Source organism: Micromonospora sp. WMMC273, from assembly GCF_027460285.1.
GTDB classification, from domain to species: domain Bacteria; phylum Actinomycetota; class Actinomycetes; order Mycobacteriales; family Micromonosporaceae; genus Micromonospora; species Micromonospora aurantiaca.
Map to the genome: position 1 here is coordinate 3912853 of NZ_JAPZBE010000001.1, position 22522 is coordinate 3935374.

Sequence of the window (22522 nt, forward strand, 5' to 3'; positions counted from 1 at the left end):
CTCAGGCCACCTTTCCGGGGCCGAGCCGGGGCAGCAGGTCCATCCAGGCCGCCGCGCCACCCTCGGCGATCTCCGGCGTGGGCAGCACCGCGATGACCGGTACGTCGACGCCGTTGTCGGCGTACCGGCGGACGGCCGCCACGCACTGCTCGGGCGAGCCGTGCAGCACCAGCGCGTCGACCACCTCGTCCGGTACGGCGGCGGAGGCGCCCCGCCGGTCCCCCGCGGCCCACGCCTCCCACATGGGGCCGAGCGAGTCCTCGCGGCCCAGCCACCTGTGGAAGGCGGCGTACGCGGGCACCGTCAGGTAGCCGGTGATCATGCGGCGGCCCAGCGCGCGGGCGTACGCGGTGTCCTCGGTGGGGCAGACGAAGATGCGGGCGGCCACGTCGAGGCCGGGCCGCCGCTCGCCCACCTCGGCCAGCGCGGTCGGCACGTCGTCGGCGGCCAGCCAGTTGAGGATCACCCCGTCGGCCTCGGCGGCGGCCAGGCGCAGCATCCCGGGGCGCAGCGCGGCCAGCAGGACCGGCGGCGGCACGCTTGGCGGCCGTTCCAGCGCGAACCGTCGTACGGCGAACGTGTCGAACGCGCCGTCGACGGTCTCCCCACGCAACGCGGCCCGCAGGAACCGCAGCACGTCCCGGGTCCGCTTGAACGGCTCGTCGAACCCGATCGCGTTCCAGTCCCGCACCAGCACCGGCGACGAGGCGCCGACGCCGAGCGCGAACCGGCCCGGCGCCGCCTCGGCCAGCGCGGCCGCGCTCATCGCGAGCAGTCCCGGCCCTCTGGTGAACACCGGCGTGATCGCGGTGCCCAGCCGCAGCCGCGGCGACCAGGCGGCGGCCAGGGCCAGCGGGGTGAACGCGTCGGTGCCGGCCACCTCCGACGACCACACGTCGGTGAACCCGGCGTCGTCCAGGGCCGCGTAGACCGCGGCGTGGTCGGCGAGCGGGATACCGCCCAGCGGCACGGTCATGCCCCATCGGTTCGTCACCCGTCGATGGTGCCCGTCCGGCACCGCCCGGAGCAAGATCCAGGCGGATATGGGTGATCCGCACCGGAGCGCTGGGAAAGAGTGTTACGACTGCCGCATGAGTCGCACCGGGGACGGGGCCCGGCGGTGAGGACCGCCGAGCCGGCCGCGCTGCGCTCGTCCGGCGGCGGGCCCGACCGGGCCACGTTCCTGGAGCTCTTCTTCGACCTGGTGTACGTGTTCGCGCTGACCCGGATCTCGGCGCGCGCCTTCGAGGACCTGGTGCTGGAGGGCGGGCAGACCGGTTGGTCGGCGGTGACCGGCGGCGGCAAGACGCTGCTGTTGCTGCTCGCGCTCTGGGCCGTGTGGCAGGGCACGGCGTGGACCACCAGCCGCTACGACCCGCACCACCTGTGGTTGCAGGTCATCGTGATCACCGCGTTGATCTCGGCGATGGTGATGGGGGTGGCGATCCCCCGCGCGTTCAGCCACAGCGGCCTGATGTTCGCCACCGCGTACGTGGTGGCCCAGGTGAGCCGGCCGGCGATCCTCGTGCTGGTGCTGCACAAGCAGCAGTACCGGCGGCTCAAGCTGCGCATGCTGATCACGTTCTGCGCCACGGGTGTGCTCTGGCTGGCCGGCGCGCTGCTGCCGGGCAGCGCCCGGGTGGTGCTCTGGACCACGGCACTGCTGCTGGAGTACCTCGCCGCCCGGTTCGGCTGGCCGATGCCCGGCCTGGGCCGCTCGACGGTGTCCCGGTGGGACATCCACGGTGAGCACCTGGCCGAGCGCTATCAGCAGATCTTCCTGGTCGCGCTCGGTGAGACGATCCTGCTCGCCGGCCTGGCCTTCACCCGCTCCTCCACCAGCCCGGGCATGGTCGCCGCGTTCGCCGTCGCGCTCGCGACCTCGGTGCTGCTGTGGCGGATCTACGTGCAGCGGGCCGGGCAGATCCTGGGCGAGGCGGTGACCCGCGCCGCGCACCCGGCCACGATCGGCCGGTCCGCCGCCGACACCCACCTGGTCATGGTGATCGGGGTGGTCGCCACCGCGATCGGCTACGAGCTGGTCATCGAGCACCCGGCCGGGCACAACGAACTGCCCTGGCTGGCCATGATCCTCGGCGGGCCGGCCGTGTTCCTGGCCGGCCGGGCCCGCTTCGAGTACGAGGTGTTCGGCCGCGTCTCCCCGTCCCGGCTGGTGGGGATCGCCGCGCTGCTGCTGCCCGCGCCGCTGCTGGTGCGCCTCGCGCCGCTCGTCGCGGCGATCCTCGCCGCGCTGGTCCTCACGGCGGTGGCGGTGGCCGACGCGCGCCGCGCCTGGGGCCGCCCGCCGGAGGAGGCGGCGACGCCGTTCTGAGCGGCGACGCCGGTGCGGCACACCGCTACCGGGCTACGATCCGCGCGTGACCTTCTCGCTCGTCGCCCGCTCCGCCGACGGGCACCTGTACGGCGTGGCGGTGGCCAGCCGCTTCCTCGCCGCCGGGGCGCTCGTGCCGGCCGCCGAGGCACTGGTGGGCGCGGTCGCCACCCAGGCGCACGCCAACCTCGCCTACCGGGCACAGGCGCTCGCGTTGCTGCGTACCGGCGTCAGCGCCACCGACGCGGTGGCCGGGCTGGTCGCCGCCGACCCCGGCCGCGACGACCGGCAGCTCGCCGTGGTGGGGGCGACCGGCGACGGGGCCACCTGGACCGGACCGCGCTGCCACCCCTGGGCGGGCGGGCAGGCCGGCGACGGCTGGGCCGCGCAGGGCAACATCCTGACCGGCCCGCAGGTGATCGACGCGCTGCGCGACGCCTGGCTGGCCCGCGACGACCTGCCGTTCCCGCAGCGCATGCTGGCGGCGCTCACCGCCGGTGACGCGGCCGGCGGTGACCGGCGCGGCAGGCAGAGCGCCGCGATACTCGTGGTGCAGCGCCACGGCGGCTACGCCGGCACCGGCGACGAGCTGGTGGACCTGCGCGTGGACGACCACGACGACCCGGTCGCCGAGCTGCGCCGCCTGCTCGGCATCCACCACATGCTGTTCGGCCGCCCCGACCCGGCCACGCTTCGGGATCTCACCGGTCCGCTCGCGGCAGAGGTGGCGGAGCTGCTCGCCGCCACCGGTCACCCGGTCGGCCCGGCCGGCCTGGACGACGCGCTGGCGGCCTGGACCGGCCTGGAGAACCTGGAGGAACGCTTCGTGCCCGGCCGGATCGACCCGATCGTGCTGGAGCACCTGCGGCGGTGTGCCGGGCGCTGAGCGGAGATCAGCCGCCGAACGCGAGCCGGCCGATGCCGGCACGGGCCAGCTCGGCCTGCTCGTCGCCGGTCAGCGGCAGCCGCCCGGTGGCCTTGCGCAGCACGGTGAGCGCGTCCCAGCGCAGGCCCGGCGGCACCGGCGCGCCGCCGGTGAGCACGCCGGCCACCACGGCCGCCGCGGGCGGGGTCAGCCACGGCGGCCGGTCCAGCGCGTCGGCCAGGTCCAGGCCGTGCACCGCGACCTCCACCACGCGGGTACGCAGGAACTCCGGCAGCGCCATCGCGTCACCGTGCCGGGTGCGCACCACCCGGCCGGGCGGCGCGGCGGCGACCGCCTCGTCGGTGGCGCGCCAGGCCCGGCCGAACTCCCCCGCCACCTCGGCCGCGCCCGGGTGCTCCCGGGCAGCCCGGCGTGCCGAGTCGACGCGGTCCCGGTCGACCGGCGGGCTGAACTTGGCCGCGCCGAAGTAGGCGGCGGCGTCGACCTCGGCCCGGGGCGGCGCGGGTTCGGCGAGCATCAGGGCCAGGCGCCCGGCTCCGGTGCTCACGTGCGCGATCAGGTCGCGTACCTGCCAGGGCGGGCACGGGGTGGGCCGGTCCAGCGCCGCGTCGTCCAGGTCGCGCAGCACCCGTTCCAGGCGTTCGCACTCGGCCCGGAACGCCGCCCGTACGGTCTGCACCTGCGGTCAGCCCTTCCAGCGGGGCACCAGCCGGTGCACCACGACCAGCACCAGCGCGGCCACCACGGCGATCGTGCCGGCGATGCCGGCCGCGCTGCCCGCGTACCCGATGAACAGCGGACGGCGGCCGAGCGCCTCGACGGGGACTGTGGAACGGTCGACGAGCCAGGACAGCGCCACCGCGGAGGCCAGCAGGGCCACCACGCCGGCGCCGCCGAGCACGGCGCCGGCAACCCGGTGCGCGTCGCCCGGCTCCACCACCGCCTGCTCGCGCTGGAAGAACAGCAGCACCAGCCCGGCGACCGCGGCCCACGCGCCGACCACCAGGTACGCGGCGACCGCGTCGCTGGGCCGGTGCCAGCCGGCGGAGAGCGTGGCGACGCCCGCGGCGGCGGCGTACCCGGCGCCGAGGAACGCCCCGGCGACCCGCAGCTTGCGCGGCAGCACCAGGATCAGCGCGACCGCGACCGAGGCGGCCACCGTGGTGTGCCCGCTGGGCAGGCTGTTGCCGGCGGCGGCCCGTTCCGGGTCGATGCCGAAGTCGGGCCGGGCCAGGTAGTGCTTGAGCAGCTGCGTGGTCACGTTGGCCCCGGCGATCAGCAGCGTCGCGGTGACGGCGAGCGCCTTGCGTCCCCGGATCAGCGCGATGAAGCCGATCACGGCGGTCGCGGCCAGCAGCGACACCACCGACATGGCGTTGAGGAGTGTGTTCACCGGATCGTCGATGCGGTCCTGGCCGATCCGGTTGCCGGTGAGCGCCACCGTGTCCAGCCACTGGCCCAGTTCGGTGTGCACGGCGAAGCGCCACACCAGCCCGAACGCGGCTGTCTGGATCAGGGCCAGTACGACCAACCAGACCGCCGTCCAACCCCTCGCCGTCTCCCGCACCCGGACAACTTAACGGTAGGCACGCTCCGGCGCGCGGCGGAGCGCCAGCGGCGGCGGCGTACGGTGAGGCGGGCGATTTCGAGGAGGTGGCGCGTGACCGGCACGCCACAGCGGCAACCGGACGAGGGGCCGCGGCCGGAGTCGCTGGCCGACCTGCTCGGCGGCCGGCGCGGGGCGGTGGACGCGACCCTTCCCCCACTGGCGTTCGGGCTCGGCTGGGTGCTCGGCGGTCTCGGTGGCGGCGTGCTCGCGGCGGTACTGACCGGCACGGCGGTGGCCGGCTGGCGGTGGCGGCGCGGCGACCGTCCCCGTTCGGTGCTGGTCGGTCTGCTCGCGGTCTGCGTGGCGGCGCTCATCGCGTTGCGCACCGGCCGGGGCGCCGACTTCTTCCTGCTCCAGATCGCCGCCAACGCGGCGAGCGCGCTGGCCTGGGCGGTGAGCATCGTGGTGCGCTGGCCGCTGCTGGGTGTGGTGGTCGGCACGGCGCTGGGCCAGCGGACCCGGTGGCGGCGCGACCCGGCGCTGCTGCGGGCGTACGGCCGGGCCAGCTGGGTGTGGGCGGCCACCTATGTGCTGCGGGTCGCGGTGTTCGTGCCGCTGTGGTTGTACGGGCACGTGGTCGCGCTCACCGTGGCGCGGGCGGCGCTGACCTGGCCGCTGATCGCGGCGGCGCTGGCGGGCAGTTGGGTGGTGATCCGGCGCTCGCTGCCGGCCGGGCATCCGGGGCTGCGGCACCCGGTGGACCCGGCGGGCACCGACGGTGTGGCGACACGCACAGAATAATGGAGAGGCCGCCACGGGGGGAGCGGCCTCTCCGTCAAATACGTTACTCCGTCCACGGCCCGGATGTGATCCCGTGGACCGCTGATTTTTCCGTGCCTTTTCGCGCCAGGGGTCGTCGCCGGGCGGAGTGGTGGGCCGGCCGGTCCGCTGCGTCGGCCGGACGGCCGGCCCACCCGGCCTGACCGTGGGCGTCAGGCCGTTCGCCGACCCGGCCGCTCCGTTCCCCCATCGGCCGGGTCGGCCTCCTCCGCGGGCGGGTTCGCACCCGCCCGCGGAGGAGGGGTCACCTCACCCTTGCGGGAAGTAGGTGCCGTAGTCGGCGTACGCCATGGCGATGTCCGCCTGCGCCCAGAACCGGTGGTAGTTGAAGACCGGCTCGGGACCGCCGTCCAGGTACGCCTGCACCTTCGGCCAGTCCGGGTCGTTCTTGTAGAACGAGCGGATGTCCAGGAAGCTCTTGCCCGGGGCGATCGCGTCGCCGTTGGGCATCTTCCCGGTCCAGCCGTTGGGGACGTAGAGACCCTGGCCGTCGGCGGCGTTGTAGACGTCGTCGAAGCGCTTGTAGTCGCCGCGCTTCTCCGGCGTCGAGACGCCCTTGCTGTCGGCGGACGCCGAGAGCGCGTCCAGCAGGCCCTTGGCGGTGTTCTTCGCCGCGGTGTTGCCGGACTTGGCCGCGTACGCGATGAGCGTGCGGGCGTAGGCGCCGGCGACGCCGACGTCCTGACCCTTGACCGTCACCTCGACGTGCAGGTTGGTGTTCGGCTGCGGGCTGCTCGGGTTCCAGTTGGCCGGCTGGCCGGTCCACTTCATGTCCGACGGGATCGACCAGTTGGTGCCGACCGTGGTGTTGGCGATGGCCCACGGCACCCACTTGTCCAGCAGCGCCTTCGCCTTCGCGTTGCCGGTCTCCAGGTACAGCTCGGCGATGCGCTGCATCGACCAGGCCTGCATGCCGAACCACTGGTTCGACGGCGGGTCGTTGTAGACCGGGTCGACGTCGTAGTACATGCCGTAGAAGGTGGCGGTGCCGGTCGGCGGCTGGGCGTAGCTGCCGTCCCAGCTGTTGGTGGCGCCACCGGCGATGCCGCCCTCGGCGGACTGGAGCCAGGTGTAGAACTCCAGCTGCCGGTCGAGGCTCTTCTGCCAGTCGGAGACCGCGGTCGGCGACTTCGGCTTCAGCTCCGCGACGTTGGTCATGGCCCAGGCCGCGAACGGGTTCTGGTAGCCGAAGTGGCTGTGGCTGGAGCCGATCCGCCACGACCAGTTCTGCGAGGCGTCGTACGCGCCGCCCCAGGCGTAGTACCAGGACAGCAGGTAGTGCGCCGAGTCACGGCCGCTGGCGGCCGGGCAGGTGCTCGCGCCGACGCAGTTGCCGATCTTCTTGAAGTACTTGTCGAACAGCGCGTAGCGCAGGTAGTCGCCCATCTTGGCGGCCTTGGCCACGGTGGCCGCCACGTCGGCCTGCTTGCCCTGCGCCTTGGCCCAGGTCAGCGCCCAGTAGGCGGCCTGGACGGCACGCGCGTCGGCGTCCGGGGCGTTCGTGTACTTCCACTGCTTGGCCGGGGCGCTGGACTCCTTGACGAACAGGTCCAGGTAGCCGTTCGGGCCGCCGTGCTTGAACGTGTCGCAGGACGGCTGCGGCACGGTCTCCCACACCGACTCCTGGGTGCCCCGCTGGAAGGTGTTGATGTACGCGGGCCGGGTGGTGCCGTCGCCGCAGCGGCCGAAGCCGTAGGTGTTGTCCACGTCGAGCAGCCAGTGCATGCCGTAGATGTCACCGGTGCCGTAGGTGGACTGCAGCTCCGAGCGCAGCGGGTCCTGGCCGACCGGGACGTTGGCGTCCAGCGCCGACGGGTACTGGCTGGGCAGGTTGTGCTCGGCGGCGTACTGCGGGGTGCCGGGCGAGCCGGCGGTGGCCTGGTCTGAATGATTCGGAATGATATATTTTTCCATCACTGTCCAGGCGTTGTTGAACGGGGCCCAGTTCTGGGTGACCCGGCCGTACTGCGCCTCCAGCCAGAGCCAGAAGCTGAACGCCTCCGAGGTGGTCTCGTGGCCGTGGTCGGGCGCCTCGACGATCAGCGTCTCGATCGAGTGGTACGGCACGCCCTCGGGGCTGAAGTAACCCGAGTTCTTGATCTTGCCGTACTGGTCGAGGAACTTCTTGATGTAGTCGTTGTCGCCGCCGGGGGTGTCGTTGTCCGCCTCGGTGGCGACGACGGAGATCGGGGCGTAGCCGGTGGCCGACGCGGTGATCGTCGCGGTGCCGCCGACCGTGTCGGAGTCCTCCGCGGCGGAGACGGTGGCGGTGACGCCGGTGCTCCAGTTGCTCGACGTGAGCGTCAGCGTGGACGGCGAGACCGTGATGTCGCTGTCACCGGTGACGGCGAGGGTCACCGGCACGTTGGCCGTGGGCGCCGCGCTGAGCGTGTACCGGACCGTGGCGCTGTCGCCCTCGGCCACGGTGACCGCCGACGGGTTGGCGACCAGCTTCGGCCCGCTCGCCGCGGTGACGGTGAACGACTTCTCCGAGACGGCGCTGCCGCCCGCGTTGTCGTACGCCTTGGCCTGCACGGTGTAGCTGCCCGCCGGCAGGTCGAGCAGGTCGTAGCCGTACGGCGCGGTGGTGTCGGTGTTGACGAGCAGGCCGTTGCGGTAGAACTCGACCTTGCTGATGGTGCCGTCGCTGTCGCTCGCGGTCGCGGTCAGCGGGACGTCGGCCGGCGCCTCGAACGGGCCGGACGGCACGCTCAGGGAGACCGTCGGCGGCTGGTTGGTCTGCGCGCCGTTGCAGGCGACCCCGTTGAGGGTGAACGCGGTGGGCTTCGGGTTGCTGCCGCTGTAGCTGCCGTTGAAGCCGATGCTGGTGGACGCGCCGGTGGGCAGGCTGCCGTTCCACGACTCGTTCGTCGCGGTGACCTCGCTGCCGGACTGGCTCCACTTGGCCGACCAGCCCTGGGTCACGCGCTGGCTGCTGTTCGGGAACGCGAACTTCAGCGACCAGTTGTTCAGCGCGTCGCCCAGGTTCTTGATGGTGACGGTGGCGGTGAACCCGTTGTTCCAGTCGCTCGTCGCATAGGTCACGTCGCAGGCGGGCGCGGCCTGGGCGGCGCCCGCGGGCAGGGCCACCCCGCCTATGACGAGGGCGGTGGCGGCGACCATCGCCGTACGGCGACGTCTGGCCAGAAGTCTCATGTGGGCGGTGTCTCCTCGGACCGGGCCGGGACCGTGGGCCCCGGCGGGGCGCCTCCACGCGTCGACGGGGCGTACGCGGGGGGACGGAGGCGTCCGGAAAGGTGGTCGTCCCGGCCGTGCCGGGGATCGGGGCGCCGCACCGGTTGTTCACCGGGTGCCCTCGGCGGCCCGCGCTCGCGTTCACTGGCTCCGCGTGGCGTGACGAGAGTGTGACATGGAAGCGCTCCCACCACAACGGCCAGCGCAGATACGCGCTTCCATGTTTCGATCTCGTTTAGGGGCTTTTCCAAACCCGTGACGGGCGTTACAGTCGCAGCATCGCCGATGGGAGCGCTTCCATCGACGGTGATACAAGTACTGGATCGCCGGGTACACCCGTGCCCGGCGCGTCGGCCCAGAGGCCGACGGCGGACCAGCCCGGACGCCGCCGCCGGCCGTCACCCGCCAGACGGAGGGAGGTGGAACCAGAGCCACTCGCGTGGCCCGGCTCCCGCGCGACGCGCACGACGGACGCCAATTCCACTTCGTGCGTGTGTGCACCATCGGTGGGGACGGGGGTTGCCCTCCCCCGTCCCCACACTAAACCCCCGTTGTCGACGGCAAAAGAGGCCGACGGGACAGGCGTGACACGCCACCCGGACGGCCTTTCTCGCTATCCACCCCACCCCTCGCCGCTCACGCCGCCGCGAGCGACGTTCCCGAGCGACGCCCCCGCCCACCCACTTTCCGGCCGCCCGCCGGCCGCGCCGCACCTCGCCGCGACCGCCGGATCGGGGCCGGCCGCTCCCTGGCTAAGATGGGAGCGCTCCCGGCCCAGGGCGGCCCGTCACTCCGAGGAGAAACCTCATGTCGTTACTCACCCGACGGCGCCTGCTCCGCCGCGCCGCCCTGTCCGCGACCGCGGCCGGCGCGGCCCGGACCGGGCTCGCCGGCGCCACCGCGGCCGGGATCGCCGCGTCGACAGTCGCGCTCGGCGGCTGCGACAGCCCGCCCGAGCGCACCACCGACCCGGAGCCGGACCGCGGGCTGCGCTTCCCCGACGGCTTCGCCTGGGGCGCGGCGACCTCGGCGTACCAGATCGAGGGGGCCGCCAAGGAGGACGGGCGGGGTGAGTCCGTCTGGGACACCTTCAGCCACACGCCGGGCCGGATCCGCAACGGCGACACCGGCGACGTCGCGGCCGACCACTACCACCGGTACGCGCAGGATCTGGACCTGATGCGCGACCTGGGACTGCGCAGCTACCGGTTCTCCATCTCCTGGCCCCGCATCCAGGCCGACGGCTCCGGCCGCCCCAACCAGCGCGGCCTCGACTTCTACCGCCGGCTGGTGGACGGGCTGCACGAGCGCGACATCGCGCCGATGGCCACGCTGTTCCACTGGGATCTCCCCCAGGCGCTGCAGGACACCGGCGGCTGGGAGAACCGGGACACCGCCGAGCGCTTCGCCGAGTACGCCGACGTGGTGTTCCGCGCCCTCGGCGACCGGGTGCCGGTCTGGCTGACCGTCAACGAGCCGAAGACGGTGGTGCAGAACGGATACATCTGGGGCCACCACGCGCCGGGCATCCGCGACGAGGACGCGGCGTACCTGGTCGCCCACCACCTCCAGCTCGCCCACGGCCTCGCCGTGCAGGCGCTGCGTGCCTCCGGTCCCACCGGCCGGATCGGCCCGGCGCTCAACCTGCACCCCTGCTACCCGGCCGACGACTCCGCCGAGTCGGCCGCCGCGACCCGGCTCCACGACGGCTACGAGAACCGCCTCTACCTCGACTCGATCTTCAAGGGGGCGTACCCGCAGGACGTCCTGGACGACCTCGGCCCGGACAGCCGGATGGTCCGCGGCGTCCGCGACGGCGACCTGAAGATCATCTCCAGCCCGGTCGACCTGCTCGCCGTGCAGTACTACACGCCGCTCTACGTCACCGGCACCCGCGACACGGTCCGCAAGTGGCCCACCTCCGAGGCGGAGTGGCAGCAGATCTACCCGGAGGGCATGTACGACATCCTGACCCGGGTCACCCGCGACTACGGCCGGGTGCCGATCACCATCACCGAGAACGGCCTTCCCTGCCCCGACGTGCCCGGCCCGGACGGCACCGTCGACGACGCCGGGCGGGTCGCCTTCCTGCGCGACCACTTCGCCGCCGCCCACCGGGCCGTCGGCGACGGGGTGCCGCTGGAGAGCTACCACGTCTGGTCGCTGCTGGACAACTTCGAGTGGGCCGAGGGGTACGAGCAGCGCTGGGGCCTGGTCTACGTGGACTACGCGAGCCAGCGGCGGGTGCTCAAGCGCAGCGCCCACTGGTACCGCGACGTGATCCGCCGCAACGGCCTGTGAACGGCGCGCGTCCGGCCGGCGGTGTGCCGGCCGGACGCACGCGCCGGCTGCGGATCAGCGCGGCAGCGCCTGCTGGAGTTCGGCGCGCAGCGCCGGGGTGAGCATCTCGCCCGCCTGCTTGGCCAGCCGCGCCATCTCGTAGCCGACCACGCCGATGTCCGCGTCCGCCCCGGCCAGCGTGGCCAGGATCGAGCCGTCCCGGATCTGCATCACCAGGAAGTAGCCGCGCCCCATCTCGACCACCGTCTGCTTGACGACGTCACCGTCGAACATCTGGGCCGCACCGGCGGTGATGCTCATCAGGCCGGAGGTCACCGCGGCGAGCTTGTCCGCGTGGTCGCGCGGCAGGTGCGCCGAGATCGCCACCAGGAGCCCGTCGGAGGACACCACCACCGCGTGCGCCACCCCGGGAACGCGCTCCGCGAACGCGTTCACCAGCCAGCTCAGGTCGCGTGCCTCCTGGCTCAACGTCGTCACTGTCGTCGTCCTCCTTCATCGCGCGGCAGGTACATCTCGGTGGTCTCCTCGGCCTCGGCCCGCCGTACCCCGCTGTAGAGGCGCGACAGCATGCCGCCGACCGCCTCCGGGTCCGGCTCGTGCCGCACCACCTGACGGTCGGCCGGGGCGGCCGAGGTGAGCTGGGCCATCGGCACGCGTACCGGCAGGCCCCGCTCGTTCGTCCCTCCGGTCACCGGCGTCGCCGCCGGCGCCGGCGTCACACCCAGCGTGGACGAGGCCGGGCCCTGCCGGCTGAACCACCCGCCGCCCGCCGCGCCGGCGTCCGGGGTCAGCACGTCCTCGGCCCGTCCCGGGCGGGGACGCGGCGCGGGCACCGGCGCGGCGGCCGCCGGCGGGGTGGCGGCCGCGGCGTCCGTGCCGTCGCCGAGCGGCCGGCCGGTCAGCGGGGACACCGGCAGCGCGGCGGGCCGGCCCGGCGCCGGACGCCAGCCGGCCACCGGCAGTTCGGCGGTGGCCGCGGCGAGCGCGCCGGACGCGGCGACCGGACCGGTGAGCATCTGCGGCTCCGGCCCGCGTCCGAGCCGGCCCGGCGCCGGGTGGCCCGCCTCCGGCGCGGGCGCCTCGGCCAGCAGCTCGACCGGGATCCGCACCCGCGCCACCAGGCCCTCCCGGCCGGCGCTCAACCGCACCCGGACGCCGTGCCGGGCGCTGAGGTGGCTCACCACGAACAGGCCCATCCGCTCCGAGGCCGACACGTCGGCGGCCGGTGGCTCGGCGAGGACCGCGTTCGCCTCGGCCAGCGCCGACGGGCTCATGCCCAGCCCTTCGTCGACGATCTGCACGAGCGCGCCCCGGCCGTCCGGCTCGACCACCACCCGCACCGCGGTGTCCGGGCGGGAGAAGGCGGTGGCGTTCTCCAGCAGCTCCGCGAACAGGTGCACCAGGTCGCCCACCGCGTGCCCGACGACGTGCAGGTCGGTCCGGTTCTCGTGGCGCACCCGCTGGTACTGCTCGATCTCCGCGCTCGCGGCCAGCAGCACCGCGCCCAGGCCCACCGGACGGTTCCACCGCCGGGTCGACTCGGTGCCGGCGAGCACCAGCAGGCTCTCGTCGTTACGGCGCATGCGGGCGGCGAGGTGGTCGAGCTTGAACAGGTTCTCCAGCTGGTCCGGGTCGCTCTCCTCGCGTTCGAGGTCGTCGAGCAGCTCCAGCTGCCGCTCGACGAGGACCTGGCTGCGCCGGGCCAGGTTGACGAACATGGCGTTGACGTTGCGCCGCATCATCGCCTGTTCGACGGCGACGTCGACGGCGCTGCGGTGCACCGCCACGAACGCCTCCGCCAGCTCGCCGATCTCGTCCTGCGAGTCGATCACCGCAGGCGGTACGTCGATCGTGCCGATCGGCCGGTCCACAGTGCGCAGCCGTTGCAGTGTCAGCGGCAGGTCCACCTGCGCGATCCGCAGCGCCTGGCCGCGCAGCTGCCGCATGCCGCGCGCCACCGACCGGCCGACCAGCAGCGAGATCAGCACCGCGGACAGGAGCACCGTGGCGATCGCGCCGGCCACCAGCAGCGTGTCGCGCAGCTGGCGGGCGCTGGCGTCGTCGGCCTGGCGTACCGCGTCGGCGACGATGTCGCTCTCCAACTGGCGGAACAGTTCCTGCCGCTGCTCGCTGGCCGCCCACCACTGGGGCGCGTCGAGCAGGGCCGGCTTCGCGTCGCCGCCGCCGGGCAGCGTGCGCTCCTCCATCCGGGTGGCCGCGACGAACGCCGGGTCGACCGAGGTGCGGTCGTAGCGGCGGATCTGGTCGGCGGTCGCCGCGACCCGGAACGCGCCCAGCGCGGTGAGCTGCTGGGCCCGCAGGTCGCTGAGCGTCACCGGGTCGTCGGCCTCGTACCGGCCGGACCGGGCGGCCGCGTAGAGCTCCGCGCGGATGCGCGAGGAGAGCTCCTTGACCCGGGAGATCTGCACGTACCGCAGCACCGCCTCGGTCAGCTCCTGCCGGCCGCTGCCGGGCGTCGGCTCGGCCAGCAGGTTCAGCAGCGCCGCGACGGACCTGTGGTAGTTGCTCAGCACGGTGTCGCTGGACAGCACGGCCGGCGCCACCGCCGCGCGGATGTTCACCACCTGGTCGTACGCCTCCAGCGCCTCGGAGTAGGAGACCCGCCAGGCGGCGTCGGCGTCGGCCAGCGGCGCGGCCGCGTCCCGCAGCTCGGCCACCGCGCGGTCGGTGGCCTCCTGCAGCGGTTTGAGCGCGGCCACAGCGGCGTCCCGGTCGGCGCCGGTGCCGGCCCGGCGCAACGCGGCCAGTTCACCGGCGGTTCGGTCCCGCTCGTGCTGGAGCCGGTCCACCGCGGCGGAGATCTGCCGGCCGATCCCGACCTGTTCGGCGAAGGCGCTCAGCGTGGTGGTCTGCCCGACCAGGCCCCGGGTCTGGATGCCGGCCAGGACCAGGAACGCCAGCGAGGGGATCACCAGCACCGTGGCGAGCTTGGTGCCCATCCGCCAGTCCCGCAGCCGGAACCCGGAACGCCGCCGGTGCGGCTGAGGGGCCGCGCCGCGAACCGGGTCGGGACCTGCGCCCACGGTTGCCTCCTCGTCCCGCCCCACCACGTCGGGGAGCGGAGTCCATCCAATCAGGCCGTCGGTCGGTGTCAACGGCCGCCCGGACGGCATGACCAGGACGGTCAGCGCCTCGGATGGACGGTCACGCGTGCGAGGCGGCCTCGTCCGTCCGGCCGATCCCGGCGATCTCGTCCGCCTCCGCGACCCGGCCCAGGGCGATGAGCGCGGCGCCGGTCGCGCCGATCTCCGGGTTGCGTTGCCAGCACACCCGGCGGGGCGCGAGCACGTCGAGGAACGCACCGCGCCACCACGGCGAGGCGGTCAGCGCCCCGCCGCCGAGGACCACCTCCATCGGCTCGCCGATACCGGCCTCCAGCAGCGTCAGGTCGTCGGCGACCAGCCGGCACAGGCCGCTCATCAGCCCGGCCAGGATGTCGACAGCTGTGGTGCCGAAGCTCAGGCCGTGCAGCTCCCCCGAGCCCGCCGGGGCGGTGCCCGGTGGCCGGTCGCCGCCGAAGCGGGGATTGGCGCGCACCGAGGCGGCGGACCGGTCGAGCGCCATCTCGAGCTCCCGGCCCTCCGGCAGCCGCAGCTCGCGCGCCGCCCAGGCGAACAGGTTGCCGCCGCTGGAGTACGCCGCGCCGGTGACCACGTGGTGGTGGTCGACCCGGTACCGCCAGAGCTGCTCCGGCAGCGGCGGCGGCGCCGCGTCCGCCGGCACCGCCTGGATCATGCGGACCGCCGCCGAGGTGCCGACCGTCACCGCCGCGCGGGTCGGGTCGACGCAGCCCGAGCCGACGTTCGCGGCCGCGCCGTCGCCGACCGGCGGCGCCCACCGCGCGCCGGCCAGCTGCGGCCAGCGCCGCGCGTACGCCGCGTTCAGCCGGCCGTGCCAGCCGTCCGGGGCCAGCCGCAGCATCTGATCCGGACGTACGCCGGCCAGCTCGCACGCCTCCGGATCCCAGTCCAGGCGCCGCAGGTCGAGCAGCCCGGTGCCGGAGGCCAGCGAGATGGACATCGGCGCCTCGTCGAGCAGCGTGCCGAGCGCGTACTCGGTGAGCCCGGTGAAGCGGGCGGCCCCGTCGGCGCGCTCGCGCAGCCAGGGCAGCCGCACCGACCAGTAGCAGCGGTGCCACCACGTGCCGGTACGCCGGTGGAAGTCGTCCGGGTCGGCCGGCCCGGTCGCACCGGGAAGCGGCTCCGGCCGGGTGTCCAGCCAGGTCAGCACCGGCCCCGACGGTGTGCCGTCGGCGGCCAGCGGCAGCACCGAGTGCCACTGCGCGGAGGTCGCCACCAGGTCGACGTCCCGCAGGTGCCCACCGGCGGCCAGCTCGTCCACGCACTCGATCAGGCACGCCAGGTAGGCAGCGCCGTCGAGCGTCCCGCTGCCGTCGTCGCCGGTGACCAGGGGCACCCGCCGCCGGGCCAGCGCGCCCGGGCGCGGCACCGCGTCCGCGTCGAGCACCAGGCCACGCACCGAGGAGGTGCCCAGGTCCAGAGCGAGAATGTCCATCGCCGGTCAACCTACCCGGCGGGACCGGCGGCCACGCCAAGATCCGTACCCGGTGCGGCGCGATCGGGTTCCCCGGCTCCCGCCGATCGCGTACAGTGACCGTCATGCCCGCGCACCTGTCCTGCTGGTGGCCCGCCGACCCGGCGGCCCATCCCCGCGCGTAGCTTCCCGACGCGGCCGCCCGACGAGGCGGCCGCCGGTCTCTCCCGGCATCCCGGGTCGCCTTCACCGGCGGCCACCGGCCCACCGAGGAGAACCGATGACCCGCCCGTCCGACCCGCTCGCCGCCGTCGCCGCCGGCCGCGACCCCGGCCCGTTCGCCCTCGTCCGCCGCGAGGGCACCGACCACGTCGACCTGTTCACCGGCCCGGTACGCACCGCCGGCCTGCTCGCCGACCTGCCGCTGCCCGAGCACGGCGCCGGTCCGCACACGCTGGCCCTGGTGCCGTTCCGGCAGGTCACCGAACGCGGTTTCGAGTGCGTCGACGACGGGCTGCCGCTGGAGTTCCTGGCGGTCGAGGAGCATCGGCGGATACCGCTGGCCGACCTGCTCGACGACCTGCCCGACGCCGAGGTACGCACCCGCGACGCGGGCTTCGACATCGCCGACGACGAGTACGCGGCGATCGTGGAACGGGTGCTTGCCGACGAGATCGGCCGCGGCGAGGGGGCGAACTTCGTCATCCACCGCACCATGTGCGCCACGGTGCAGGGCGACCCGCTGGCGGCGGCCCTGGCCGCGCTGCGCCGGCTGCTGCTGCGGGAGCGGGGCGCGTACTGGACGTTCCTGGTGCACACCGGCACCCGGATCCTGGTCGGCGCCAGCCCCGAGCGGCACGTCAGCGTCGCCGACGGGCTGGTCGAGATGAACCCGATCAGCGGCACGTTCCGGCACCGGGGCGGGACCGTCGACCGGACTGAGCTGCTGCGCTTCCTGCACGAGGAGAAGGAGGTGGAGGAGCTGTACATGGTGCTGGACGAGGAGCTGAAGATGATGGCCGTGGTCGCCGAGCACGGCGGTCAGGTGGTCGGGCCGTACCTGAAGGAGATGGCGCACCTGGTGCACACCGAGTACCTGCTGGCCGGGCGCTGCTCCCGGGACGTGCGCGACGTGCTGCGGGAGACCATGTTCGCGCCCACCGTCACCGGCAGCCCGATGGAGAACGCCTGCCGGGTGATCGCCCGGCACGAGCGCATCGGGCGGCGCTACTACGCCGGGGTGCTCGCGCTGCTCGGTCGCGACGACCAGGGCCGGCAGACGCTCGACGCGCCGATCCTGATCCGTACCGCCGAGATCTCGCCCGAGGGCGCGCTGCGCGTGCCGGTCGGCGCCACGCTGGTCCGGCACTCCACCACCGCCGGGGAGGTCGCCGAGACGCACGCCAAGGCCGCCGGGGTGCTGGCCGCGCTCGGCCTTGGCCCGGACGCGCCGCGTTCGGCCACCGAACCGGCCGTCCGGTACGCCGACGACCCCGAGGTACGCGCCGCGCTGGCCGCCCGCAACGCCCCGCTGGCCCGGTTCTGGCTGGAGCAGCGGGAACCGGGGGCGCTCGCGCTGCGCGGGCTGGCCGGGCGCCGGGCGCTGATCGTCGACGGCGAGGACACGTTCACCGGCATGCTCGCCCACCAGCTCGGCGCGCTGGGCCTGGCGGTGACGCGGCGGGACTGGCCGGACCCGGGCCCGCTGGACGGCTACGACCTGGTGGTGGTCGGCCCCGGCCCGGGTGACCCGCGGGACGCGACCGCGCCGAAGATGGTGGCGCTGCGGGCGCTGCTGACCGAGCTGCTCGCGTCCGGCCGGCCGACGCTCGCGGTGTGCCTGGGCCACCAGTTGCTCGCCGGGCTGCTGGGCCTGCCGCTGCACCGCCGCGACGCGCCGTACCAGGGGTTGCCACGGGACGTGCCGGTGTTCGGGACGACGCGGCGGGTCGGGTTCTACGCCAGCTTCACCGCCCGCGCCGACGCCGACCGGGTCCCCGGCCCGTACGGCCCGGTCGAGGTGTCCCGCGACCCGGCCGACGGCGCGGTGCACGCGCTGCGCGGCGCCGGCTTCGCCGGGGTGCAGTTCCACCCGGAGTCGGTGCTGAGCCAGGACGGCACGCGGGTCCTGGCGGATCTGCTCGGGCATCTGCTCGACCGGCCGGCGCTGAGCGCGCATGGAGCGGCCGATCGCGGGTAGGGCACTGGCGACCGGTGGTCCGGACGGGTTCGAGAGCCCCCGCCCGGCCACCGGTCGCCAGTCGGTTCAGCCGGCCATGCCCCGCTTCAGCGCGGCGCCCATGAGCACGGCCCGCTTGGCGGTCAGCGCGGTGGCGGCCAGTGCCACGTGGTCCGGGGCGACCTCGCCGTTGTTGCTGGTGTGCGAGGCGCCGTACGGGTTGCCGGCGACGAACTGGCTCGGGTCGGTGTAGCCGGGGGTCACCACGATGCCGCCCCAGTGGTAGAAGACCGTGTACAGCGACAGCAGCGTCGCCTCCTGGCCGCCGTGCGACGTGGCGGTCGAGGTGAACCCGCTGTAGACCTTGTCGGCGAGCGCGCCGGCCGCCCAGAGCGGGCCGGTGGTGTCGATGAACTGCTTGAGCTGGGCGGCGATCATGCCGTACCGGGTCGGCGAACCCATGATGATCACGTCGGCCCAGGACAGGTCGTCCGGCTGCGCCTCCATCACGTCCTGGGTCTCCAGCCGGTGCGCCTGCCAGCCGGAGTTGGAGCGGATCGCCTCGTCGGGCGCCAGCTCACGTACCTTGCGCAGACGCACCTCGGCGCCGGCCTCCCCCGCCGCCTCGACCGCCGCCTGCGCCATCTGGTAGGTGATGCCGGTCGCGCTGTAATAGATCACCGCGACCTTGACCTGGCCATCCATCAGACGTTCCCTCCTCGTTTCGGGTCAGCTCCGGCGACTACCCGTTACTTGTCCCGTCAAACTCCGGGCATGGCATGCTCTCCGGGTGGAGATCCGCACCGCCACGCCCGCCGACTGGCCGCTGATCTGGCCGTTCCTCCGCGAGATCGTCGCGGCCGGCGAGACGTACACCTGGCCCCGCGACGTCACGGAGGAGCAGGCCCGCGGGCTCTGGATGCCGCCGGCGCCGGCGCGGACGGTGGTCGCGGTGGCGCCGGACGGCGCGGTGCTCGGCTCGGCCAAGCTGGCGCCGAACCAGGGCGGTCCCGGCGACCACGTCGCGAACGCCTCGTTCATGGTCGCCCCGGCCGCCGCCGGGCGCGGCGTCGGCCGGGCGCTGGCGGCGTACGTGCTCGACGCGGCCCGGGCCGACGGCTACCGGGCCATGCAGTTCAACGCCGTGGTGGCGACGAACACCCGGGCCGTCGAGCTGTGGCGGTCGCTGGGCTTCGAGGTGATCGGCCGGGTGCCGGAGGGCTTCCGGCACCCCACCCGGGGGTACGTCGACCTGCTGGTCATGCACCGGCGCCTGGCCTGAGCGTGGCTCAAGATTTGCGCAAGTTCCGCCGGCAATCGCTGTCCCGGTCCAGCTCACACGGGATGCTGATCGGACCGGCGCCGGCCGCAGCGGCCGCCCCCGCGCCGGGAACCTGAACGGGGGATCGCGCTGATGTCGGCAGCGCCGCCGGCGCAGCGCGATCAGGGGCCGCGCTGTCGTACCCCGGGCCTACGCTGACGCCCGTGACCGTACGCCTCAACCGCGCCGAGGCGCTCGCGCTGCGCATGACCGGCCTGCTGTTGCGCCCGCACCCCACCGCCCGCCCGCGGGGTGTCGCCGACGTGGTCGAGTGGTTCGGCGCCATGCAGGCGCAGGACGCGGCGAGCGGGTTGTGGTCGCTCGGCGTACGCCTTCCCGGCGCCGTCCAGGACGACGTCCGCGCGGCGCTGGAGCGGCGCGAGGCCCTGCGCACCTGGCCGATGCGCGGCACCGTGCACCTGGTCCCGGCACCCGACGCGCGGTGGATGCTGGACCTGACCGGGGTGCGGACGCTGGCCGGCATCGCCGGGCGGTGGCGGCAGCTCGGGCTGACCGTCGCCGACGGCGAACGGGCCGGCGAGGTGCTGGGTGCGGCGCTGGCCGGCGGTGGCCGGCTCTCCCGCGCCGGGTGCGTGGCGGCGCTGCGCGCCGCCGGGCTGGCCACCGACGGTCAGCGCGGCTACCACCTGCTCTGGTACGCCAGCCAGCGCGGCGTCACCTGCATCGCGCCGCACGTCGGCACCGAGCAGACGTTCGTGCTGCTCGACGAGTGGGCGCCCGAGCCGCGCCGCCCGGAGCGCGACGAGGCGCTGGCGTTGCTGGCGCACCGCTACGTGCGCGGCCACGGCCCGGTGTCCCGGCACGAGCTGGCGCGGTGGACCGGCCTGACCGTCACCGACGCGACCCGGGCCATCACGCTGGCCGGTGACCTGCTCGCCCCGGTCGAGGTCGACGGCGAGCCCGCGGTGGTCGACGCCGCGCTGCTCGACGCGCCCCGCGCGCCGGTCGACGACGTGCACACGCTGCCCGGCTTCGACGAATACCTGCTCGGCTTCAAGGACCGCTCGCTGATGCTCGACCCGGCGCACGCCGCCGCTGTGGTCCCCGGCAACAACGGGGTGTTCCGGTCGACTGTGGTGCGGGGCGGGCGCGTGGCCGGCACCTGGACGCGGACGGTCGGCGCGAAGGCGGTCACGGTGACGGTCCAGCAGCTCGTACCCTTCGACGCCGCGCTGCGCGAGCAGGTGGGGGCCGCCCTGACCGGCTATGCCAGCTTCCTCGGGCTGGAGTTGCGCCACTCCTGGTGACAGCGTGGGCACCCGGGACGCGAGCAGACCGAAGGGCCGGCGGCGTGCACCGCCACCGGCCCTTCGCACGCATCCAGGGATCAGTCGGCGAGCGCTCCGGCCGACCGGCCCTCGTGCAGCGTCAGGTTGCGGCCGCTGCCCGGGTCGAACAGGTGGATCTTCTCCAGGTTGAACCAGACCCGGCGGGACTCGCCCTCGCGTACCGGCGACTCCGCCGACAGCCGGGTGACCAGGTTCGACCCGGCGCCGGCGAAGTCCGCGGCACCCGTGTCGGCGGCCAGCTCCTCCAGCTCGGCGGCGGTGGCCCGCTCCCCCTCGACCGTGAAGTAGACGTACTTGTCCGAGCCCATCGACTCGACGATGTCCACAGGCGCCTCGAACTCCATGCCCCGGCGGCGGGTCTCGTCGTCGATCAGCGCCGCGTCCTCGAAGTGCTCCGGGCGGATGCCCAGGATCAGCTCCTTGGGCGCGTCACCGGCCTCCAGCTCGCGGCGGATCCGGTCGCCGACCGGCACGTCACCGAGCGCGGTCCGCAGCCGGCCGTCCTCCACGACGGCGTGCACGAAGTTCATCGAGGGCGAGCCGATGAACCCGGCGACGAACAGGTTGCGCGGGTGGTCGTACAGCTCCTGCGGCGGCCCGACCTGCTGCACCGCGCCGCCCCGCATGATGACCACCCGGTCGCCGAGCGTCATCGCCTCGGTCTGGTCGTGGGTGACGTAGACGGTGGTGGTGCCGAGCTGCTTCTGCAGCCGCGACACCACGGTGCGCATCTGCACCCGCAGCTTGGCGTCCAGGTTCGACAGCGGCTCGTCCATCAGGAACGCCTTGGGCTGTCGCACGATCGCCCGGCCCATCGCCACCCGCTGCCGCTGGCCGCCGGACAGGTTGGCCGGCTTGCGGTCCAGCAGCGCGGTCAGCTCCAGCACCTTCGCCGCCTCGTCGACCTTCTGGTTGATGGTCTCCTTGTCCACCTTCGCCAGCCGCAGCGGGAACGCCATGTTCTCCCGCACCGTCATGTTCGGGTAGAGCGCGTACGACTGGAAGACCATCGCGATGTCGCGGTCCCGGGGCGCCTTGTCGTTGACCCGCTCGCCGCCGATGCGCAGCTCACCGGAGCTGATGTCCTCCAGCCCGGCGATCATGTTGAGCGTGGTGGACTTCCCGCAGCCGGACGGGCCGACCAGGATGACGAACTCGCCGTCGGCGATCTCCAGGTCGACGTCCTGTACGGCGGTGGTCCCGTCCGGGAACCGCTTGCTCACCTTGTCCAGCACGATGTCGGCCATTGCTACCACCTATCCCTTGACTGCGCCGGAGGTCAGACCGGAGACGATGCGGCGCTGGAAGAAGAGCACGAACAGGATGATCGGCACGGTGATCACCACGGCGGCGGCGCAGATCGCCCCGGTGGGGTCCTCGAACTGCGACTCGCCGGTGAAGAACTGCAGCGCCACCGGGACCGTGCGGGACCGCTCGGTCGAGGTGAGCGTGATCGCGAACAGGAAATCGTTCCAGCAGAAGATGAAGACCAGGATGGCCGTGGTGAACACGCCGGGCGCGGCCAGCGGCGCGATCACCCGCCGGAACGCCTGCCCCTGGGTGGCGCCGTCCATCTTCGCCGCCTTCTCCAGGTCCCACGGGATCTGCTTGAAGAACGCCGACAGCGTGTAGATCGCCAGCGGCAACGCGAACGTGATGTACGGCAGGATCAGTCCGGGCCAGGTGTCGAACAGCCCGAGCTGCCGCTCGATCTCGAAAAGCGGCGACACCAGCGACACCTGCGGGAACATCGCGATCAGCAGGGATACGCCGACCAGCAGCTTCTTGCCCGGGAAGTCGAGCCGGGAGATCGCGTACGCGGCCATCGTCCCGAGCACCACGGCGATCGCGGTGGCGATCAGCGCGATGCCGATGGAGTTGACCAGTGCGCGGACGAACTGGTCGGTGTCGAAGATGGTCCGGTAGTTGTCCAGCGTCCACTCGCGCGGCCAGAACTTGCCGTCGGTGAGCGTCGCCGGGGTCTTGAACGACAGCGAGGCGATCCAGAGCACGGGGACCAGCGCGAAGACGACGACCACGACGTCCAGCAGGCCCCAGCGCACCTTCGCCCGCGTGGTGGTTTCCACTGCCATG

Annotated in this window: 17 protein-coding genes; 7 read left to right on the top strand and 10 right to left on the bottom strand. The window is 73.7% G+C overall.

Annotated features, from left to right (window positions below; all coding sequences use genetic code 11):
* Position 1: 1 nt before the first annotated feature.
* Positions 2 to 976: an LLM class F420-dependent oxidoreductase gene (locus tag O7611_RS17990; RefSeq protein ID WP_269698118.1), complete on the bottom strand. Its 975-nt coding sequence runs from the start codon at positions 974 to 976 to the stop codon at positions 2 to 4.
* Between the two features lie 144 nt (positions 977 to 1120).
* Between O7611_RS17990 and O7611_RS17995 the strand changes: the two genes are divergently transcribed.
* Together O7611_RS17995 and O7611_RS18000 are read left to right on the top strand one after the other, a co-directional pair.
* On the top strand, positions 1121 to 2332 hold the full coding sequence (locus O7611_RS17995) for a low temperature requirement protein A (protein ID WP_269697275.1): 1212 nt from the start codon (positions 1121 to 1123) through the stop codon (positions 2330 to 2332).
* Positions 2333 to 2378: 46 nt separating this feature from the next.
* Positions 2379 to 3218, top strand: coding sequence for a DUF1028 domain-containing protein (locus tag O7611_RS18000; RefSeq protein WP_121686561.1), 840 nt, complete (start codon positions 2379 to 2381; stop codon positions 3216 to 3218).
* A gap of 7 nt (positions 3219 to 3225) precedes the next feature.
* On the opposite strand, the gene O7611_RS18005 is transcribed toward O7611_RS18000, so the two are convergent.
* Together O7611_RS18005 and O7611_RS18010 are read right to left on the bottom strand one after the other, a co-directional pair.
* On the bottom strand, positions 3226 to 3897 hold the full coding sequence (locus tag O7611_RS18005; protein ID WP_194803111.1) for a maleylpyruvate isomerase N-terminal domain-containing protein: 672 nt from the start codon (positions 3895 to 3897) through the stop codon (positions 3226 to 3228).
* Between the two features lie 6 nt (positions 3898 to 3903).
* Entirely contained in the window at positions 3904 to 4785 is an 882-nt protein-coding gene (locus O7611_RS18010) for a phosphatase PAP2 family protein (protein WP_194803110.1), read from the bottom strand.
* A gap of 93 nt (positions 4786 to 4878) precedes the next feature.
* Here O7611_RS18010 and O7611_RS18015 point away from each other — a divergent pair, with 93 nt between their 5' ends.
* Positions 4879 to 5568, top strand: coding sequence for a DUF3159 domain-containing protein (locus tag O7611_RS18015; RefSeq protein WP_269697276.1), 690 nt, complete (start codon positions 4879 to 4881; stop codon positions 5566 to 5568).
* A gap of 288 nt (positions 5569 to 5856) precedes the next feature.
* Here O7611_RS18015 and O7611_RS18020 read toward each other — a convergent pair whose 3' ends face one another.
* A complete protein-coding gene (locus tag O7611_RS18020; RefSeq protein WP_194803124.1) occupies positions 5857 to 8754 on the bottom strand; it encodes a glycoside hydrolase family 48 protein in 2898 nt (965 codons plus the stop codon).
* Positions 8755 to 9609: 855 nt separating this feature from the next.
* On the opposite strand from O7611_RS18020, the gene O7611_RS18025 reads away from it, so the two are divergent.
* A complete protein-coding gene (locus O7611_RS18025) occupies positions 9610 to 11103 on the top strand; it encodes a GH1 family beta-glucosidase (RefSeq protein ID WP_269697277.1) in 1494 nt (497 codons plus the stop codon).
* A 54-nt stretch (positions 11104 to 11157) separates the two neighbouring features.
* Here the strand turns inward: O7611_RS18025 and O7611_RS18030 are convergent, their stop codons facing one another.
* The 3 genes from O7611_RS18030 to O7611_RS18040 all read right to left on the bottom strand — a co-directional run bounded on the left by O7611_RS18030 (position 11158) and on the right by O7611_RS18040 (position 15639).
* Entirely contained in the window at positions 11158 to 11580 is a 423-nt protein-coding gene (locus tag O7611_RS18030; protein WP_013287300.1) for a roadblock/LC7 domain-containing protein, read from the bottom strand.
* Entirely contained in the window at positions 11577 to 14147 is a 2571-nt protein-coding gene (locus tag O7611_RS18035) for a sensor histidine kinase (protein ID WP_269697278.1), read from the bottom strand. Before O7611_RS18035 ends, O7611_RS18030 begins: the two co-directional genes overlap by 4 nt.
* A 121-nt stretch (positions 14148 to 14268) precedes the next feature.
* Positions 14269 to 15639: an FGGY family carbohydrate kinase gene (locus tag O7611_RS18040; RefSeq protein ID WP_194803106.1), complete on the bottom strand. Its 1371-nt coding sequence runs from the start codon at positions 15637 to 15639 to the stop codon at positions 14269 to 14271.
* A gap of 259 nt (positions 15640 to 15898) precedes the next feature.
* On the opposite strand from O7611_RS18040, the gene O7611_RS18045 reads away from it, so the two are divergent.
* On the top strand, positions 15899 to 17818 hold the full coding sequence (locus O7611_RS18045) for a chorismate-binding protein (protein ID WP_269697279.1): 1920 nt from the start codon (positions 15899 to 15901) through the stop codon (positions 17816 to 17818).
* 66 nt (positions 17819 to 17884) lie between these two features.
* On the opposite strand, the gene wrbA is transcribed toward O7611_RS18045, so the two are convergent.
* The gene (gene wrbA, locus O7611_RS18050) at positions 17885 to 18502 is read right to left on the bottom strand and encodes an NAD(P)H:quinone oxidoreductase (RefSeq protein WP_120569050.1); all 618 of its coding nucleotides are present in this window, start codon (positions 18500 to 18502) and stop codon (positions 17885 to 17887) included.
* A gap of 85 nt (positions 18503 to 18587) precedes the next feature.
* Between wrbA and O7611_RS18055 the strand changes: the two genes are divergently transcribed.
* Positions 18588 to 19079 (top strand): GNAT family N-acetyltransferase, encoded by a 492-nt coding sequence (locus tag O7611_RS18055; protein ID WP_194803104.1) that lies wholly within the window; start codon positions 18588 to 18590, stop codon positions 19077 to 19079.
* Between the two features lie 203 nt (positions 19080 to 19282).
* Positions 19283 to 20386, top strand: coding sequence for a winged helix DNA-binding domain-containing protein (locus tag O7611_RS18060; protein ID WP_269697280.1), 1104 nt, complete (start codon positions 19283 to 19285; stop codon positions 20384 to 20386).
* A gap of 80 nt (positions 20387 to 20466) precedes the next feature.
* On the opposite strand, the gene O7611_RS18065 is transcribed toward O7611_RS18060, so the two are convergent.
* Positions 20467 to 21675 (bottom strand): ABC transporter ATP-binding protein, encoded by a 1209-nt coding sequence (locus O7611_RS18065; protein WP_194803102.1) that lies wholly within the window; start codon positions 21673 to 21675, stop codon positions 20467 to 20469.
* Between the two features lie 9 nt (positions 21676 to 21684).
* Positions 21685 to 22521, bottom strand: a complete 837-nt coding sequence (locus O7611_RS18070; RefSeq protein ID WP_135241062.1) for a carbohydrate ABC transporter permease — start codon at positions 22519 to 22521, stop codon at positions 21685 to 21687.
* Position 22522: the final 1 nt, after the last annotated feature.